Below are 17,659 nucleotides of genomic sequence, written 5' to 3'. Positions count from 1 at the left end.
CTTCCGGGGCGAGCTGACGATCCTGGACGGGCGCCAGGGCGGCGGCGCGTCGGAGTATGGCGACGAGGAGCCGGGCCAGATCAGCCGCGGCGGCGACTTCGGACGAGCCTCCCCCATGGAGCGCAGGCCGTCTCCTGCCCAGGGCGGGGGTGGAGCACCGCGCTACAACGACCTCGACGACGATATTCCGTTCTAGGGTCGGAGCCCATCAAGGGGCCGCTGTTGGTTGGCAGGGCTGTCGGCTCCCCCGGTGGGGAGCCGGACCATGACCGATCTGGTCTGGCTGATTTCTCAGCGAGCGCGGTGCTCCTCCGGTGATCTCCGACAATCCTGCAGCGCGGGGGCACTGTCATTGCGATGACGAGCAACGAGGTCCTGCTCCTGAGAGAGGCGTGGAGGCCAGGGGACCGCCCCTCGAGCCCAAGTCACATCCTGTTCGGGCGGTTCGATCTGATCTTCCAGCGATCGGGCCAGAAAGCGATGACGGCAACCACCAGGGTGAGCAGCAGGAGGGCCACCATCATCTGGACGACACCGAAATTCGGAGCGTCCTTGGCGACGAACCATCCCGTGACCACGCCGGCTGCCATCAGCAATCCCCGAACGATCCAACCAAGCATCCTGTCCTCCTGTTATCCTTGTCGGCAGCCCGCAGGGGGCGGGCCTTGAACCTCTAGCGGGCGTCCCTTGGCTAAGGTGGCCTGAACGCTGGAGAGGGGCACGGTGGAAGTCGACATCTTGGCGCCTCCCTGCTGGACCTGCCGGGTATGGGCGAGATCAATCAGCGTGTTGCTCTGGCGGTCGTAGACGCGGTTGACGACCAGCTTCTTGAAGTTCAAGCTCCGTCCCTCGTTGAAGACCTCCTCGCCGTTCCGGTCGAGGTCGATGTCGCCTGTGGTCACCGGCCCGGTCGTCTGGCACGCGATGGCCGAGTTCGAGGGATCCTCGAATCAATTGCCCTGCTGGAGCCTGTCGATCACGCTGCGCTCGAAATAGGTCAGGTGACAGGTCACGCCCTGAACCTCGGGGTCTTGGATCGCCTCGACGATGTCGTTTCCGACCCAGTCCGTTCTGACCTTTCCGACGATTCCGGCCTGGGCCGGCAGGTTGGCGGCCAGGACGGCGGTCGCGAGGGTCGCTCTGGCCATCTTTACCGATCTCCTCATTCGATACCAGCAGGTTTCAGACGAGGTCCATCACTCCCGCGACGCATCGATCCCTGCGTACCCGCTCAGGGTTCCGACGGCTTTGGTCAATGTCAATGGAGGATGTGCCGCATGGCGCGATGGCGTTGGCGGGATCGCTTCCGAGCTAGATCGTTGCGTGGACCTGTCGGGCCGCGCCACGCAGGCGTGATTTGACAAGCGCTGTATTCTGGACAAGCATCGAAGCCATGTCGAGCTTCGCACACATCCGTCGCGGCCTGCTTCGGTCGGGCAATCTCATCGCGGGCAAGTAGCCCCGGGCTCGACGTGTACACGCGTTCCGAGCTCGGGGCGCTCCAGGATACCAAAATCTCCGGACATCTTGGGAGGCGGATGCACCAGCATCCGGCGTGGCGGCATGATTCACCATTTTTTCGAACGCGTCCTGCGCCTGGCGGGACTCAAGCCCATCCATGCGGCGGGTCTGGCGCGGACTCAGCAGCGTGGCGACCAGCGCATTCCAGCAGCGCGAGTGTCGTCCGCTTTCCTGGCGCAGATCCTCGAAACGGCGATGGCTCAGAAGCACCATCACGCCGAGGAGACGCCAGTCATGCGCTCGCCGCCGGAGGGTTCGCGGCCGGAGCACATCCGGCAGGAGGCGGAGCCAATGGGCGGGAACGTGATCCCGCTGTTCCCGCGACAGCGTGCAGCGCCCGGAACGACCCACGAACCGCCGAAGCCCGATGACGACAATCCAGGACCGCGAGCGGCATGAGCCGCAACGAGTCCCACAACAGACAAGGAGACATGGAATGATCAGAAAAACCGCAGGCAGCCTCAAGCCCCGCATTTCTTTGACTGCAACAGATCACGCAAAGCTGTCGGCGCTGGCTGACGCAGCTTCGCATACGATGCCCGAGGTTGCGGCCGAACTCGCCGAGGAACTCGACCGCGCGCATGTTCTTCCGAAAGGGCGCCAGTCTACCGGTACCGTTTGCATGGGGTGCGAGGTAGAGTTCCGCGACGACGTGACCGGGCGCGTGCAGACCGTGACCCTCGTTTACCCGAACGAGGCCGACATCGCAAAAGGACGGATCTCGGTGCTCACGCCCATCGGAACGGCCCTGATCGGACTTCCCGTCGGCAAGTCGATCGACTGGACCACCCGCACCGGAGAGAAGAAGCGTTTGACGGTGCTGCAGGTGCGCGAGCCAGCCGCGCCGGAGCGTCAGCCCGCCTGATCGGGCGCCGCTCCGGTGGAGGCCTCACAAGAGACGGGCAGGCGCATGCGCCTGCCGTTTGCCAAAATTCTACAGGGAAACCCCGCTGATCCGACCGGAGACATCCTGTTTTCTGATCCATGACCGGTGCTGGGTGGAGGTTCCGTTCGGCGCAAGTCCCATCGAGGTGCCATGTTCCATGATCGCGTCCAGTTCCGCGGGAAAAGTTCCTCCTGGCGTGACCAGTTTTCGCATCCAGGTTCTATGCTGGACACGCGTGTCGTCTGCGCCGAAGGCGTGATTCGAGGAAGCAATGCTGAGAACGAGAATTGTAAGAACAGCGGTGGCGCGCTGCATCGGTGCTCCTTCCTGAAACGATGAACGATTCTGGTGTGAGACCTGCAAGCTAGGATGGACGTGTCCATCGGTCAAAGCTGGCGATGGACACGTATCCGTGAGGCTGCCGAACGGCGCTTCGAGGAAAGAGCGGACGGTCCTTAGACGCTGCCCGTCCGGATGGTTCTCGCTACCTGCTGAAGCATTTCGAAGGCCTTGAAGCGCTTGTCATGCCACCCCGCCGATGCCGTGTTCGGCTGGTAGGTCTCGCCCATGGCCGACATCGATGCCATGGCCTCGTCGATATCGGAATAGCGGCCCGCCGCGACGGCTCCGAGGATGGCTGATCCGAGGAGCACGGGTTCCTGCGAAACCGGAGCCGCGACGATCTTCCCGGTGGTGTCCGCGAGAAGCTGGCGCACGAGCGGGCTCTGGCCCGCGCCGCCGCTCACCACGATGGTGTCGATCAGGACGTTCTTTTCACCGAGAGCGCGAACAATTTGCCGGGCGCCGTAGCCGAGGCCGCACACGCCCGCGAGATAAAGCGCCACGAGGCTGTCGAGATCGCTGTCGATCCCGAGCCCGGCGATCACCGCGCGCGCTTCAGGATCCGCGAAGGGAGCGCGGTTTCCGAGGAACTCGGGAACGACGTGCACATCTCCGACCAGACCGGGCATCGCTGCCGCGCCACCACGCTTCTCGGCTTCGAGCGACAGCCACTGGCTGAGGCTCATGCCGTTGTCGCGCGCCGACTTGGCGGCCTGCTCCGAGGCCGGATGCATCCGGACCAGATGGTCGATCGCCGCGCCGGCCGCCGACTGGCCGCCCTCGTTGAGCCAAAGGCTCGGGACCATGGCGGAGAAGTACGGTCCCCACACCCCCTGCACGAAGGCGGGCTCCCGGGTCGAGGACATGGTGCAGGCGGATGTGCCGAACACGTAAGCCATGCGGGTGAGGACGTTGCCCACATTGCCGCGCGCGCCGACCGTTCCCACGCCGCCCGCATGTGCGTCGATCAGACCCGCTCCGACAGGAGTGCCGGGCCTCAGGCCGAGATCGGCCGCAGCCTGCTCGGTCAGGCCGTTGCCGAGCGCGGTGCCGCCCGGGACGACCTCCGTGCCGATGCGACGGAATCCTTCGTCGGCCAGGGCGCCGAGCCCCACCGTTCGAAAGTAGCCCTCATCCCACCGGTTCTCATGCGCCACATAGGTCCACTTGCAGGTGACGGTGCAGGTGGAGCGCGCCAGGCTTCCCGTGGCCTTCCAGGTGAGGAAATCGGCAAGATCCATGAACTGCCACGCACCCGTGAAGGTCTCGGGCATGTTCTCGGAGAGCCACAGCAGTTTGGGGGTTTCCATTTCGGGAGAAATGGAGCCGCCCACGTAGTTCAGCACCGTCTCGCCCGTGGCGTTGATCCGGCGCGCCTGCTCGGTCGCCCGGTGATCCATCCAGACGATGATGTTGCGCTCCGGATCGCCGGACGGACCCACCGGCAGCGGCCGGCCTTCCGCCCCCAGCACGACGAGAGAGCAGGTCGCGTCGAACCCGATCCCCGAAATTGTTTCGGCCGCGATGCCCGCCTTCTCGACGGTCTGGCGCACGCAAGCGCAGACGGCGCGCCAGATGTCGTTGCTCGACTGCTCCACGATGCCGCCGGATTCGTGCCAGAGCGCGATGTCGGCCTTCGCGGAGGCGAGCAGGGTGCCCTGCTCGTCAAAGAGCCCGGCGCGGGCGCTGCCGGTGCCGACGTCGATGCCGAGGAAATGGTCTGTCATACGGTTTGATCATCCAAAATGAACCGGGAGCCGTGACGGTATGCCGACGACGCGTCTTACAGGTCGTTGCTCTGCGGCAGAATGACGAGATCCCGGATCGTGACGTTTCTGGGGCGGGTCAGCATGAACAGCACGGCTTCGGCGACCTCGACGGGTTGCATCAGGCCTCCTGCCGCCAGTTCGGCATCGAGCTTATCCTTGGGCCAATCCTTGAGCAGGGCTGTGACGACCGGGCCAGGGCAAACCGCACCGACGCGCAGGCCGTGTGGGGCGACCTGCCGCCGGACCGTGTGCACGAAAGCCTGAACGGCGTGCTTGGAAGCGGTGTAGACCGGCTCCCAGACCACCGGAACCAGACCGGCGATGGAGCTCGTCACGATGATGTCGCCGGTCTTGCGTTCCACCATGTGCGGCAGCACCGCATGGACCGACCGGAACGCGGCGTTGACGTTGAGGTTCAGCATCCGGTCCCAGGCATCCGGATCCCCTTTTAGAACCTCTCCGCCGACATAGGACCCCGCATTGGCGTGGAAGATGTCGAGCTGGCCCGCTTGGTCGAGGATCTGCGGCATCATGCGGGCGACGCTTGCCGGATCGGTCAGGTCGACGCGCAGGGGGATGGCCTGCGGGCCGAGATCGGCGCAGGCGGATTTCAGCGCTTCCTCGTCCCGGTCGATCAGCACCACGCGGGCACCCTCGGACAGCAGGATCCTGGAGCACTCGAGACCGATGCCGGAGGCCGCTCCGGTAATGGCTGCGACTTTGCCTGATAGCTTCTCGCCCATGGCTCTTCCTTTTCGTTCGATGGTTTCAGGCCCGGCCATGGGATGCACGCGAGCGGCGCGCCAGCGAGTCAACGATGACCGCGATGGCAAGCACGGCGCCGGTGATCATGTACCGAAGCGACGAGGAGAGATCGAGCAGCGTGAGGCCGCTGGCGATCGACTGGATGACGATGATTCCGAGCAATGCGGAATAGGCGCTGCCGCGTCCGCCGAAGAGGCTGGTCCCGCCGATGACGGCAGCCGCGATGGCGTTCAGATTGACGTCGCCGGTGCCGGCCTGCTGGCTCGCGGAGGCGAGGCGCGCGGCGGAGAGGACGCCGCCGGCGGCCGCAAGGCCCGAGCAGAGCATGAAGGCCGTCGTGTAGATGAAGCGGACATTGATGCCCGCCCGGCGGGCCGCCTCGCGGTTGCCGCCCACGGCCAGCATCTGGCGCCCCCATTTGGTCCGGGTCAGCGCATAATTCATCGCCACGACCAGCCCGACGAACAGGCCGAACATCCATGGGATGCCGCGATCGAGATTCAGATAATAGGCGATGAATTCCAGAACGACCGTGATCACGACGGAGCGCAGCAGCAGGGTGCTCATCGGCTGTGACGACAAACCGGCCTTGCGGCGGCGGGCTGCCGTTCGATAGCCCAGGATGAACATCACGATGCCCGGCAGCGCGGCAAGGGCATACGACAGCGGGTCAGGCATCACGAGCAGCTGGCCGAACTCGACCAGCGGGGAGCCGTAGGGCAGGTTGATGGAGCCCGTCGAGCCGAGGAGATAGAGCTGGAGACCGAGGATCGACAGCAGACCCGCCAGGGTCGCCACGAAGCTCGGCATGCCGAAGCGGTTGAACAGGACGGCGTAGAGCGCGCCGATCAGAGCCCCGAACACGAGAGCAGCGAGGATGGCGATCGACACGGGCCAGCCCTGGTTCACCCACATGACGCCGAGAAGCGCCGAGGCGAAACCGCTGACCGAACCGACCGACAGGTCGATCTCGCCGACGATCAGGATGCACACGACGCCGAGCGCGATCACTCCGACGGTCGAGCAATCGAACAGGAGGTTCACGAGATTGTTGGGCGCCAGGAAGACCGGGTTGAGACTCTGGAAAACCGTCCAGATGATCGCCAGACCGACCACGACGGGAAGCGAGCCGAGATCACCCGAGCGGACTCTGTCGAAGAAGGCGCGGATCGAGCCGCCGATTCCTTCGGCATGCTTCACGCGCTCGTCTCTGCGATCGAGCATCGGGGTCGTCTGCGCGTTCTGATCCGCGCTCTTCGTCATTGGCGTCCCTCCGGTGCTGGGGCCTGTCCACTCTGCGCCTGCCGCCGATGGGCGCGGCGCGAGACCGAATTGTTGTCGGCGCCGGTGATGGCGCTGACCAGTTCCTCATTGGAGGCGTCAGGGTCGAAGACGCCGTTGTTCCGGCCGAGCCTGAGCACGACGATGCGGTCGGCGACCGCACGCACGTCTTCCATGTTGTGGCTGATCATGATGACGCCGAGGCCGCGGTCGCGCACGCGCTCGATCAGATCGAGCACCTCGGCCGTCTGGGCGACGCCGAGGGCGGCTGTCGGCTCGTCCAGGAGGATGAGCTTGGGTTCGAGAAGCAGCGAACGCGCGATGGCGACGGTCTGGCGCTGCCCGCCCGACAGAGACGCCACCGGCTCTCGCACGCTGGGAATGCGCGCCGACAATTCGTTAAGAAGGGTCCAGGCCTTGAGCTCCATGGAAACCTCGTCGAGCCGATAGGGGCTGAGCTCCCGCCCGAGGAAGATGTTGGCGACCACATCGAGATTCTCGCACAGCGCCAGGTCCTGGAACACAGTGGCGATGCCGAGGCCGAGGGCGGCGCTCGGGTCCGTGAGCGTCACGGGATGGCCCCGGAAGGTGATCGTTCCAGAAGTCGGCTGGTGAACGCCGGCCAGGGTTTTGACGAGCGTCGACTTTCCGGCGCCGTTGTCGCCGACGAGCGCCACGACCTCGCCCGCGTGAACGTCGAGATCGATATCCGTCAGAGCCGACACGGCGCCGAAGTTCTTCGAAATCCCGCGCAGGCTCAGCACGAGTTCGCGCTTGTCCCGCTGCTCTTGGTTTCTGTCCATTGCTTCTCTGACCCTGCAGGCGTCTCCACGACGCCTCGAGTGATGTCCGGCCGCCGCGCGGCGGCCGGACGGAGTTTGCCGTATTACTGGGTGATGCCGAGCTTCTTGCAGCCCTCGGCGTAACGGCCCGTGCAGAGCTGTTCGGCCGTATTGATCTTCTTGTCAATGATCTCGGCCTTCAGATTTTCTGCCGTGATCACCGCCGGAATGAAGAGCTTCGAAGGGGTGTTATAGAGCGTCGTCTCGGCCTTCGGCGTCTCACCCGCGAGGAACTGGACGGCAACGTTGGCGGCGGCCGCCGCCACGATCTCGCTGGGCTTGGAGATCGTGTTGTACTGGTCGCCCGCGATAATGAGCTGCAACGCGGCGATCGTCGCATCGTTGCCGGTGACCGGCGGGACCGGGTTCACGCCCGCGGCCTTGAACGCCGCGATGGCGCCACCGGCGGTGCCGTCATTGGCCGCCACGACGCCGAGGATGTTCTTGTTGAAGCGAGTGATCTGACCGCTGGCCCATTGCTGCGCCTTCGGCGGAGCCCATTCCGGCGTGTCGTACTCGGCCAGAATCGGATAGCCGCTGTTGTCGAGGCCCTCGTGGATGCCCTTCTTGATGAGGCCGGCGGCCGCATCGGTGGGCGAGCCGTTGATCTGCAGCACGCCCGTGCCCTGGGCGGCGGTCACGTTGGACTTCTTCAGATGCTGCACCAGCGAATCCGCGATCGACTTGCCGATGGCCTGGTTGTCGAAGGAGACGTAGAAGTCGGCCTTGGCGTCGGGGATGGGGCGGTCATAGGCGATCACCTTGATGCCCTGGCTCTGAGCCTGCTTGACCAGGGAGGCCGCGGCGGCGGAATCGACCGGATCGAGCACGATCACCTTCGCGCCCTGCGAGATCACCGAGTTGAATTGCTGCTGCTGGCGGGACACGTTCGCATCGGCATTCTGGTAGATGACCTTGCAGGTCGGGCAGAGCTTTTCCATCTCGGCCTTGAAGCCAGGGAAGTCATGCTCCTCGTACCGGGTCGAGGCCTGATCGGGCATGAGGAATGCGACCGTGGCGTTGGACGCCTTGGCATTTTGAGCCATGGCAACGCCCGTCCCGGCGAGCAGGGACAGGGTGATGGCTGCAAGGCCGGTAAGTTTCCATGAAGACGTGATCATCCGTTTCTCTCCCGTTGATCCAGTTATAATGCTGTCGAATTGCGCCGGCTCGTGGGCGGTGGTTGCAGAAGCGTCGATTATCTCCTGCCCCACCGGACTTCAGAGCAAAGCGCCTCTCCTGGCGGGTTCCGTCGTGCAACCCGCACTTTCTCTCGTTGAGTGAGATGCTGCTTCCCGCCTCCTCCTCTGCGCGGCCTTGGCCGTGTTGATGTTATCGAGTAACAGGCGCCGGAAACGAGAGGGCGTCATGCCCTTCTCGGCCAGGAACTGCCTGTTGAAATTGGAGAGATTGTTGTAGCCGACCTCGTAGCAGATGCTCGTGATCGAGGCCTGCTCGTCGCTCATCAGAATCTGGCATGCGAGGTTGATGCGCAGCCGTTTCACATATTGCACCAGGGACATGCCTGTGTGCTGGCGGAAGGCGCGGGAGAACGCGCTCGTCGATTGCCCGGCGATCGCCGCAAGGTCCGCTTCGTTGAAAGGCTGCGTCAGGTTCTCGCGAATATAGGCCAGGGCCTTGTTGATCCCCGCCGACATATAGCCGGACGGATCGGGCAGGTAGCTGGCACTGGCCAGCATCCGCGAGCCCCGCGCACGGCTCAACGATCCCGCGATCATCATGAAGAGCTCGATGCGGCGCACGCCTTGCGCATGCATCACCTCTTCCATGAGGGGCGCGATCTCGCGGCTGGTCTCGTTGCTGAAGAGAACTCCACGCCGGGAGGATTCCAGGATGGGCGAGAGCCCAGCGAGTTCCGGCAGGGCCGTTGTGGCTCCACGGACGAAGCTCTCGCTGAACTGGATGATGCGGCAGCGCAGGGGAACGATCGCATCTTTCGGGACATCGCTGACCCAGTTGTGGGGAAGGTTCGGCCCGGTCAGCACCAAATTCCCCGGTTCGAACTCGCCGATGAAGTCGCCGACGAAATAACGTCCGTTCGTCGCGACGACCTGATGCAGCTCGTATTCAGGGTGGAAGTGCCAACGCACGGTGCGATAGGGATAACCATGCGACCAGGCGGCGAATGACTCGCCGGGCCTTATCTGAACGACTTCGAGATCCGGCTCCATGTCCGTTTCCTCCAAGCCGGTGCAGGTGCCCGCAACGGCCCGTGCTCCCAGCCGGCCGATCTCATTTTCGGCTCTTTCTCGATGTGACGGTAGTCTTCGCAGCAGGTGCGTGCCAGCACGTTTCGCCACGGAGACTGATACTTTTTTGACGTGGGCTGCCCCGATCGACCGCAATATGTATGTCACGGCCTCCAGGCGGAAAAGGCGCAGAGAAACCCTGACGCCCCGTTCCCAAATCGCTTGGATCTGGAGACGCCCGGCGCTGCTAGGGGATTCTTTGCCCGGGGGCAACCGATCCGGATCCCTTGTTTGGTTTGAAAGCTCACCTATAAATCCTAGGCTCTCTCTCTTCCGGTTTGCCTCAGACGGCGGGTTGGCCTTCTCAGGCCGGTGCAGATGAGCATTGTTGAAATGTGCGAGGGGCTCCCATGGCATTGGTCAAAACGTCCGAGCTTCCGGGCAAGGACACGTCGCGTCCGGCAGTGATCGAGCCCGCCGCGCCCAACGGATTTTCCGCCGGGGGGAGGGGGGCAACGATCCAGAGGCGGAATCTCGAACGGATCAGGGTCCGCAAGCAGAAGGCTGCCGAACGCATCGGCGCGGCGACCGAGGAACTCGCCAGCGGCGTTGCCGAGGCCTCGTCCGCGGCCGAGGAATTACGGCGGGCCATGGAGCAGATCGCCTCCGGAGCCGAGGAGGCGGCAGGCGCTTCGCAGCAATCCCTGTCGGCCGTCGTCAGTCTTGGAGCCTCTTTCGCGGAAGCCCGCAAACACGCGGAGGCGGCTCGCACCAAGACGGCGGGACTTCAGAGCCTTCTGATCGAAACCGGAGCCCAGATCGACGCCTCGGTCGCTGCGGTGGAGGCCAATTCCACGCGCCAGAAGGCGCTGGTTGACGTCATCTCCCGCCTGGAGGCGCAGGCGGCCGGCATCGGGGAGATTACCCGCGCGGTCGGCGAGATCTCCGACCAGACGAACCTTCTCGCCCTCAACGCCGCCATCGAGGCGGCCCGGGCAGGGGAGAACGGCCGTGGCTTCGCCGTGGTCGCCGACGAGGTGCGGGCTCTCGCGGCCAATTCGGAGAAGAGCGCACAGGAGATCCAGAGCCTAGCGGACGGCATCGTCAGCGAAGTCCGTTCCGTCGCGGAGAGGATCAGGGTGTCGGCGGAGACGGCAAGCGGCGAAGCCCAAATCGGCCGTACCGTAGTGAGCGCCCTCGACAAGATCCGGGCCGATGTCGCTCTCCTCGCGGAGGGCAGCCAGTCCATCCTCCTCGCGGCGGTCGAGGCCGAAACCGCCATCCGGGAAGTTCAGCGCGGCGCGGAGCAGGTGGCCAGCGCCGCCGAGGAGCAGGCGGCCGCCGCCGCCGAGGCCCTGCGGGCGGTGCAGCAGCAGAGCACGGCCTTGGATCAGAGCCAGCAGACGGCCCAGGCCCTGGCCGGTCTGGCGGACGATCTCCGGTCGGATGCGGCTGGATCGGCATCGGCCGAGCAGGTCGGATCCGCGGCCGAGGAGTTGTCCGCCGCCATCCAGGAGCTCTCCGGGGCCGCCGGAGAGATCATGACCGCCGTCGAGCAGATCAACCGCGGCGCGCAGATGCAGGCCGCCGCCACGCAGCAGGCCAATGCCGCCATGGCGCAGATCGAGCGGGCGACCGCCGCCTCCCGCGACGTCGCCAACACGGCTGTTCAGGGCATCGAGGTGCTGGAGGCAGACCTGCGAAGCAACCGCGCCGGCACCATGCGCCTGGCCGCAGGTGGCGAGGAGGCCTTGAAGGAAACGAAGTCCATCGTCGACCTGATGGGGGCCCTGGACGAATCCGGCCGCCGCATCGAGAAGATCGTCGAAAGCATCGCGCTCGTGGCCATCCAGACCAACATGCTCGCCGTGAGTGGTTCCATCGAAGCCGCGCGGGCAGGTGAGGCGGGACGCGGCTTCGCCATCGTGTCGGGCGACATCCGGAATCTGGCCCGCGACGCCTCCGAGAATGCCGACCGCATCAAGGACGTCGTTCGTCAGATCCGCGATCAGATCACGAGCGTCCGCCGCGATCTGGAACAGAGCGCCGTCATCAGCGAGGCGGAGCTCGCCAAGAACAACCTGGTGGCTGAAAGGCTCAGGGCCGTGGAGAGCGACGTCGCCGGACTCCGGCAGGGCAGCACCTCTATTTTGGCAGGCTCCGAAGCGATTCTGGCGGCTGTGCGTGAGGTTCGGCTCGGCACGCAGCAGATTGCAGCAGTCGCGGAGCAGGCGGGGAGCGCCGCCACGCAGGCCGCAACCGCAGCCCGACAGCAGGCGCGAGGCGCCGAGGATTTGGCGGCTGCCATCGAAGAAATCGCCTCATTGGCGGACGAACTCCAGATCGTGGAGTCCTAGGATCATGGCAGAGCCGGCTCCTTCGGCTGTCGCGCAGTCCTTCCTGACGGTGCAGGTCGGGGATGAACGCTTCGCCTTGCCTGCGTCCGACATCGCCGAGGTGATCCGCTTCCCGGCCTTGACTCGTGTGCCGCTCGGTCCCTCGAGCCTGCTGGGGGTTGCGAATTTGCGCGGTGCGGTGATGCCGGTCGTGTCGCTGCACAGCCTCCTCGGGCGTGCGGGAGATCATCCGGCGAATGCGCGGGTCGTCGTGGTGGACCGGGGCTCCCCGGTCGGGCTCGTGATCGACAGGATCGCATCCCTCGACTCGGGGAAGTCGACTGGCGGTGCTCCCGCGCAGCCGATTGATCTGGACGGCTTGCTGGCCAAGGGCTTCGTGGGCTTCGGCCGCCGGGGGCAGAGCGGCCCGATTTCTCAACGCCCTGAGGTTCGGGCCCGGACGGCGGCCGCGCCCGACGAGATCGCTCTGGTGTGCTTCTCGGTGGCCGGGCAGGATTATGCGCTGTCGCTCGCATCGGTCTACGAGGTCGTTGCACAGCCGGAGAGCGTGGCGGTCGTCCCGCAGACGGACGCGGTGATGCTCGGCGCCATGACCATGCGGAGCCGGTTGCTTCCGCTGGTGTCCCTGCGGGGCCTCCTGGGCTTGCGGGAAGGTAAGCATGGCGAGAGCCGGTCCCGGGTCGTGGTGGCGCGGATCGGGGACGCGCTTGTGGGGCTCGCCGTGGACGGCATGAAGGAAATCCTCCGCATCCCGGCCAGCGCGATCGATCCCGTCCCGGCGCTCCTGACGCGAAGCAGCGCGGAGGCTCGGATCCAGGGGATCTGCCGCCTCGACGGTGGGCAGAGACTGGTTTCCGTCCTGTCGACGGAAAATCTGTTCCGCGATCAGGCCATCATCGAGCAGATCGCTCAGCAGAAGGGGACGGGCCACGAGATGAACAGCGCCGACGGACCTTCGAAGGGTGACGAGCAGTTCGTCGTGTTCCAGCTGGGTGGTGACGAGTATGGCCTGCCCATCGGAGCCGTCGAGGAGGTGGTGCGCGTACCCGACACGCTGACGCGGCTGCCCAAAGCGCCCGCTTTCATCGAAGGCGTGATGAACCTGCGGGGGCGCGTCGTCCCGGTCATCGACCAGCGGCGCCGCTTCAGGCTGGATCGGAACGGCGAGAGGCGCCGCGAGCGCATCGTGGTCGTCAGCATCGATCACATGCAGGCGGGCTTCGTCGTCGATACGGTCTCCGAGATTCTCAACATTTCTCGCGATCAGCTTCGCCCGACGCCTGAACTGGCCGCCGAGGGAGGGCAGGTGATCGACCGCATCGCCAATATCGAGATCGAGGGGAGAATGATCCTCCTCCTCAATCCGGGCGAACTGCTGGACAGGGCCGAAAAAGACCTGCTGGCAGGCATCGGCGGACACATGGAGCCACCCGCTTCGTGATCCGGCTCCTGATCGTCGACGATTCACCGCTCATGCGACGTCTTCTCGGCCGTGTCTTCGCGGCCGAAGGTGATTTCGAGATCGCCTTCGCGCGCGATGGCGCGGAGGCGCTGGAGAAGTTAGCCGCATTCGAGCCGGACGTGATCACGCTCGACGTCCATATGCCGGGAATGGATGGCCTCGACTGCCTCGACCGCATCATGCTGATGCGTCCCTGCCCCGTGGTGATGGTGTCCTCGCTGACTGAGGCCGGCGCGGGGATAACTCTCCAGGCCCTTGAACTCGGGGCCGTCGATTTCATCACGAAACCCGAACGGGCTGTGTCCCTGGAGATTGACACCCTGGCCCCGAAGCTCGTCGAGAAGGTGCGGGCGGCAGCCCGTGCCCGCCTGCGCGGCAGCCTGCGACTGACGGAGCGGGTGAGACTGCGCAGCGGCCTGATGTCCCGGGCGCCTGCCCCGATCCCGCGAAAGCGTGCCTCTGCCCCGGCAACGAAGCGGACGATCAAGGCCGCGCCCTCGACCGGACTCGTCCTGATCGGGAGTTCGACAGGAGGGCCGCCTGCGCTCGATGCAGTCTTGTCCCGGCTGCCAGCCGACTTTCCCTGGCCTGTCGTGGTCGCCCAACACATGCCGGGCTCGTTCACGGGTCCCCTGGCGCAGCGCCTCGACAAGCTGTGTGCCATCACCGTCACCGAGGCCGCATATCCCATGCCGCTCGCGCCTGGGCATGCGTATATCGGCAAGGGCGATGCGGATGTCATCGTCAGCATTCGCGGGAGCAGCCCGATGGTCATGGCGGCCCCTTCGCTGCCGGAGCATCGCTGGCATCCGAGCGTCGATCGCCTTGTCGACAGCGCCATGCAGCATTTCCCGTCCGAACGGCTGATCGGCGTGCTGATGACGGGGATGGGCAGCGATGGCGCGCAGACCATGGCGCGATTGAAAGAGCAAGGCGGCCGCACGATCGCGGAAGCGGAAGAAACCGCCGTGGTCTGGGGAATGCCGGGCGAGCTCGTCCGCCGGGGAGGGGCCCAGGTCGTCGCTCCTCTGGAGCAGATCGCGGATCGGATCATGGATCTGGTGGAGGGCTCATGAGCAGACGCCCCCGCGCACCGCAACCCGCCGATACAACGCTGGGCGCCGACGAGATACGCCGCCTCTGCGAGTTTCTCTACCGCCGGACGGGGATGATCTTCGGCGAGAGCAAGCGCTACTACATCGAACGACGGGTCGCCGAGAGAATGGCCGCATCGGGACTGCGCAGCTTCTCCGCCTATTTCGCGCATCTCGAGCTCGACAGCGGAGAGGTCGAGCGCTTGATCAACGTCTTCACGGTCAACGAGACCTACTTCTACCGCGAGGAGCATCAGCTGCAGTGCCTGAGCCGCGCGCTTCTTCCGAACATCGTCCAGCACAGACGGCCCGGCGATCTCGTGCGCATCTGGTCGGTGCCGTGCTCCACGGGGGAGGAACCCTATTCCATTGCCATCTGGCTGCTCGAGAACTGGCCCGTCGTGGATGCCTACCACATCGAGATCGTCGGCTCCGACATCGACACCCAAGCTCTCAAGGAAGCGCAGGCCGGGGATTATGGCGTGCGATCCCTGTCGCGCCTGTCCCCCGACGTGATCGAACGCTATTTCGAGCCGCCCCGGAACGAGCACAGGAAGATTATCCAGGACTTGCGCGAATCCGTGAAGTTCACCGCGGCGAACCTGATCGATCCCGCCTCGGTTGCGGCCCAGGGCCGGTTCGACATCGTTTTCTGCCGCAACGTTCTGATCTACTTCGACGATGCCTCCCGCCTGCTGGCGGTCAACAATCTCTACGACTCCCTGCATCCGGGGGGATACATCTGCCTCGGGCACACCGAGTCGATGAGCCGGATCTCGAAGCGGTTCGAACTGCGCCGTTTCGAGGATGCGATCATCTATCAGCGGCCGGAAGGTGATCGTCATGGATGATCTTCTCGATCACTTCATCGTCGAAGCGCGCGAACTGATCCAGCAGGCCACGGATGATCTTCTCGCGCTCGAGCGCAATTCCGATGCCGCTTCCCACATCGATGGAGCCTTCCGGGCCGTTCACACCCTCAAGGGCTCCGTAGGGCTCTTCGACTTCGCGCCCATGGGCCTGGCGCTCCACGCCGCCGAGGACCTTCTTGGCGGCATGAGAGCGGGACGGGCGGCGAAACACGGCGCCGCGATCGATGAGCTTATCGGCTGCATCAACCAGACGGAACGCTGGGTCGACGCCATCGAGCGCACGGGGCACCTGCCTGCAGAGGCCGCGGAGGAAGGCTACCGACTGGCGCGGGCCTTGCGCTTGCAGCTCGACGAGGAGGCGATCCGCCGGGAGGCCCCGGACTCGGAAGCGGATCTCGGCTGGATCGAGGAAGCCTTCGGCCCGAGGCTGGCTTCGGCAGCCTTGCGGGCCGAGGCCACTCCGCTGGTGGCTCTCCGGTACATTCCGCGCGCCGATTGCTTTTTTGCCGGTGACGATCCGCTTGCACTTCTGCAGTCGGTGCCGGATCTCCGGGCTGTTCGGATCTCGAACCGCAATCCCTGGCCGCCCGCGGCGGAAATGGATCCATTCTCCTGCAACTTGGTGATCGAGGCGCTCTCCGGCACAGTCCTCGACGCCGTGAAGGCGGTTTTCCGCTTCGTGCCGGATCAGGTGACGATCCACGAGATCGCTCCCGGCGCGGCAATCTCGGGGCACGCGCCGGCATCCCACGATGCCACGCGGGACACGGTGTCCGCCACCTCCGGAAGCGGCACGCGCATGCTTCGCATCGATGCGGCGCGCATCGACCGCATGGCCGATCTCGTCGGTGAGATGGTCGTTGCGAAGAATGCTCTGGCCCATCTGGTCGGCCAGGTGGGTGACGGGTCGGGCCGGAAGGATCTCTTGCAAGGCCTTCATGCGAGCCAGGCTACGATCGATCGCCTCGTGGCCGAGATGCACAGGGCTGTCATGGATATCCGCCTGATGCCCATGCAGGATATCTTCCGGCGCTTTCCCCGGGCGGTGCGGGATATCTCCGGTCAGCTGGGCAAGACGGTCGATTTCTCCATCGAAGGTGAGGATGTGGAGGCTGACAAATCGGTCGTGGAAGGGTTGTTCGAGCCTTTGCTCCATGTCCTGCGCAATGCTGTCGACCATGGGGCCGAATCCGAAAACCAGCGTGTGGCGGCAGGGAAACCCGGGCGCACGAGAATTGTCCTTCGGGCTCGCCGTGTCGGCGATCGGGTGCTGATCGAGGTCGATGATGACGGACGCGGCATCGATCCGTCCGTCATCCGGCGGGTGGCGCGGGAGCGCAACGTCGCTCCTGCCGAAGAACTCGACCGCATGAGCGACGCCGAGGCTGTCGATCTGATTTTTGCGCCGGGTTTTTCGACGGCTGCCGAGGTCACCGACGTGTCGGGCCGCGGCGTCGGCATGGATGCGGTGCGCGCGACGATCGAGAGGCTCGGTGGTCATGCCAGCGTCCAAAGCACGCGCGGAGCCGGAACGACCATCCGCCTCGCCCTGCCGGTGAGCGTCGCGATGACCCGGATCATGGCAGTCCGGGTCAGCGGTGAACTCTATGGCCTTCCCCTCGATCACATTGTCGAGACGGTCCTCCTGCCGGCAAGCCGGGTCCTTCCCGTTCGTGACGCAGAGGCGTTCGTTCTGCGCGACCGAACGCTTCCGCTGATCCGTCTCGCCGGTTTGCTGGGCTTGCCTCCAGGTCCCGAAGCCGCATCCGGCATGAAGATCGTCGTCATGGCGGTCGGCGATGAACTGGTCGGGATCGCCGTGGATGGTTTTGCCGAGAGAATCGATGCACTCATGCGTCCCTTGAGCGGGATTCTCTCCGGAATGTCCGGTGTGATGGGAACGACGCTCTTGGGCGACGGCAGCGTTCTCATGATTCTCGATATACCGGAGCTGTTGGGATGAGCGTTCGTTTGGCCGGCGATGCCATCGTTCTGGAGGGACCGTGCCGCGTCGAGGATGCGGAGCCGCTGCTGAGTTTGCTCCAGGCTGGCCCGGACCGGACAGTGGATCTGACGGAGGCCAGCCACCTCCATGCGGCCGTTGTGCAGGTCCTGATGGCTCTGAGACCCACCCTCAAGGGAACCGGTCAGGACGGCTTCCTGAAAACCTGGATCATCCCGGCCTTGATCGGCGCGGAATCCGGCGATACCCCGCCTGAGGACGGCTGACGGTTGCCATCGCCCCAGCATACTCTAAA

At 65.1% G+C, this 17,659-nt stretch carries 16 protein-coding genes and 2 pseudogenes; 9 read left to right on the top strand and 9 right to left on the bottom strand.

Annotated elements, in window-relative coordinates:
- The coding region (locus E4K09_RS21950) for a single stranded DNA-binding domain-containing protein (RefSeq protein WP_483238020.1) at positions 1-196 on the top strand (196 nt) is incomplete at its 5' end.
- 229 nt (positions 197-425) lie between these two features.
- On the opposite strand, the gene E4K09_RS21945 is transcribed toward E4K09_RS21950, so the two are convergent.
- Positions 426-620: a hypothetical protein gene (locus E4K09_RS21945; RefSeq protein ID WP_134499815.1), complete on the bottom strand. Its 195-nt coding sequence runs from the start codon at positions 618-620 to the stop codon at positions 426-428.
- A gap of 12 nt (positions 621-632) precedes the next feature.
- Positions 633-1,148 (bottom strand): annotated as a pseudogene (locus tag E4K09_RS21940) (CreA family protein).
- A gap of 415 nt (positions 1,149-1,563) precedes the next feature.
- Here E4K09_RS21940 and E4K09_RS21935 point away from each other — a divergent pair.
- The gene (locus E4K09_RS21935; protein ID WP_134499814.1) at positions 1,564-1,920 is read left to right on the top strand and encodes a hypothetical protein; all 357 of its coding nucleotides are present in this window, start codon (positions 1,564-1,566) and stop codon (positions 1,918-1,920) included.
- 37 nt (positions 1,921-1,957) lie between these two features.
- On the top strand, positions 1,958-2,386 hold the full coding sequence (rnk, locus tag E4K09_RS21930) for a nucleoside diphosphate kinase regulator (RefSeq protein WP_134499813.1): 429 nt from the start codon (positions 1,958-1,960) through the stop codon (positions 2,384-2,386).
- Between the two features lie 69 nt (positions 2,387-2,455).
- On the opposite strand, the gene E4K09_RS21925 is transcribed toward rnk, so the two are convergent.
- The 7 genes and pseudogenes from E4K09_RS21925 to E4K09_RS21895 all read right to left on the bottom strand — a co-directional run.
- Positions 2,456-2,722: a hypothetical protein gene (locus E4K09_RS21925; protein WP_134499812.1), complete on the bottom strand. Its 267-nt coding sequence runs from the start codon at positions 2,720-2,722 to the stop codon at positions 2,456-2,458.
- Positions 2,723-2,862: 140 nt separating this feature from the next.
- On the bottom strand, positions 2,863-4,476 hold the full coding sequence (locus E4K09_RS21920) for an FGGY-family carbohydrate kinase (protein ID WP_134499811.1): 1,614 nt from the start codon (positions 4,474-4,476) through the stop codon (positions 2,863-2,865).
- Positions 4,477-4,532: 56 nt separating this feature from the next.
- On the bottom strand, positions 4,533-5,261 hold the full coding sequence (locus E4K09_RS21915) for an SDR family oxidoreductase (protein ID WP_134499810.1): 729 nt from the start codon (positions 5,259-5,261) through the stop codon (positions 4,533-4,535).
- A 25-nt stretch (positions 5,262-5,286) separates the two neighbouring features.
- Positions 5,287-6,546, bottom strand: a complete 1,260-nt coding sequence (locus E4K09_RS21910; protein WP_134499809.1) for a sugar ABC transporter permease — start codon at positions 6,544-6,546, stop codon at positions 5,287-5,289.
- The gene (locus tag E4K09_RS21905; RefSeq protein WP_134499808.1) at positions 6,543-7,367 is read right to left on the bottom strand and encodes an ATP-binding cassette domain-containing protein; all 825 of its coding nucleotides are present in this window, start codon (positions 7,365-7,367) and stop codon (positions 6,543-6,545) included. Before E4K09_RS21905 ends, E4K09_RS21910 begins: the two co-directional genes overlap by 4 nt.
- An 83-nt stretch (positions 7,368-7,450) precedes the next feature.
- Positions 7,451-8,527 carry an ABC transporter substrate-binding protein gene (locus E4K09_RS21900; RefSeq protein ID WP_134499807.1) on the bottom strand — a complete coding sequence of 359 codons (1,077 nt, stop codon included), beginning with the start codon at positions 8,525-8,527 and terminating at the stop codon, positions 7,451-7,453.
- Between the two features lie 189 nt (positions 8,528-8,716).
- Positions 8,717-9,598: pseudogene (locus E4K09_RS21895) on the bottom strand (AraC family transcriptional regulator); the annotation flags it as partial.
- 428 nt (positions 9,599-10,026) lie between these two features.
- Between E4K09_RS21895 and E4K09_RS21890 the strand changes: the two are divergent.
- Genes E4K09_RS21890 through E4K09_RS21865 form a run of 6 tightly spaced genes read left to right on the top strand, consistent with a single transcriptional unit; the run spans position 10,027 to position 17,630 of the window.
- On the top strand, positions 10,027-11,973 hold the full coding sequence (locus E4K09_RS21890; RefSeq protein ID WP_134499805.1) for a methyl-accepting chemotaxis protein: 1,947 nt from the start codon (positions 10,027-10,029) through the stop codon (positions 11,971-11,973).
- Between the two features lie 4 nt (positions 11,974-11,977).
- Positions 11,978-13,414, top strand: a complete 1,437-nt coding sequence (locus E4K09_RS21885) for a chemotaxis protein CheW (protein ID WP_134499804.1) — start codon at positions 11,978-11,980, stop codon at positions 13,412-13,414.
- The gene (locus E4K09_RS21880) at positions 13,411-14,511 is read left to right on the top strand and encodes a protein-glutamate methylesterase/protein-glutamine glutaminase (protein WP_134499803.1); all 1,101 of its coding nucleotides are present in this window, start codon (positions 13,411-13,413) and stop codon (positions 14,509-14,511) included. The genes E4K09_RS21885 and E4K09_RS21880 overlap by 4 nt, the downstream gene beginning before the upstream one ends.
- The gene (locus E4K09_RS21875; RefSeq protein ID WP_134499802.1) at positions 14,508-15,380 is read left to right on the top strand and encodes a CheR family methyltransferase; all 873 of its coding nucleotides are present in this window, start codon (positions 14,508-14,510) and stop codon (positions 15,378-15,380) included. Before E4K09_RS21880 ends, E4K09_RS21875 begins: the two co-directional genes overlap by 4 nt.
- Positions 15,373-17,364 carry a chemotaxis protein CheA gene (locus E4K09_RS21870; protein WP_166802437.1) on the top strand — a complete coding sequence of 664 codons (1,992 nt, stop codon included), beginning with the start codon at positions 15,373-15,375 and terminating at the stop codon, positions 17,362-17,364. Before E4K09_RS21875 ends, E4K09_RS21870 begins: the two co-directional genes overlap by 8 nt.
- Positions 17,361-17,630 carry a hypothetical protein gene (locus tag E4K09_RS21865; RefSeq protein WP_134499800.1) on the top strand — a complete coding sequence of 90 codons (270 nt, stop codon included), beginning with the start codon at positions 17,361-17,363 and terminating at the stop codon, positions 17,628-17,630. Before E4K09_RS21870 ends, E4K09_RS21865 begins: the two co-directional genes overlap by 4 nt.
- Positions 17,631-17,659 lie beyond the last annotated feature (29 nt).

The sequence above is a fragment of the Microvirga pakistanensis genome, from assembly GCF_004458765.1.
Lineage (GTDB): Bacteria > Pseudomonadota > Alphaproteobacteria > Rhizobiales > Beijerinckiaceae > Microvirga > Microvirga pakistanensis.
Note: the sequence above shows the minus strand (reverse complement) of the source record. Positions and strands in the feature narration are given on the sequence as shown.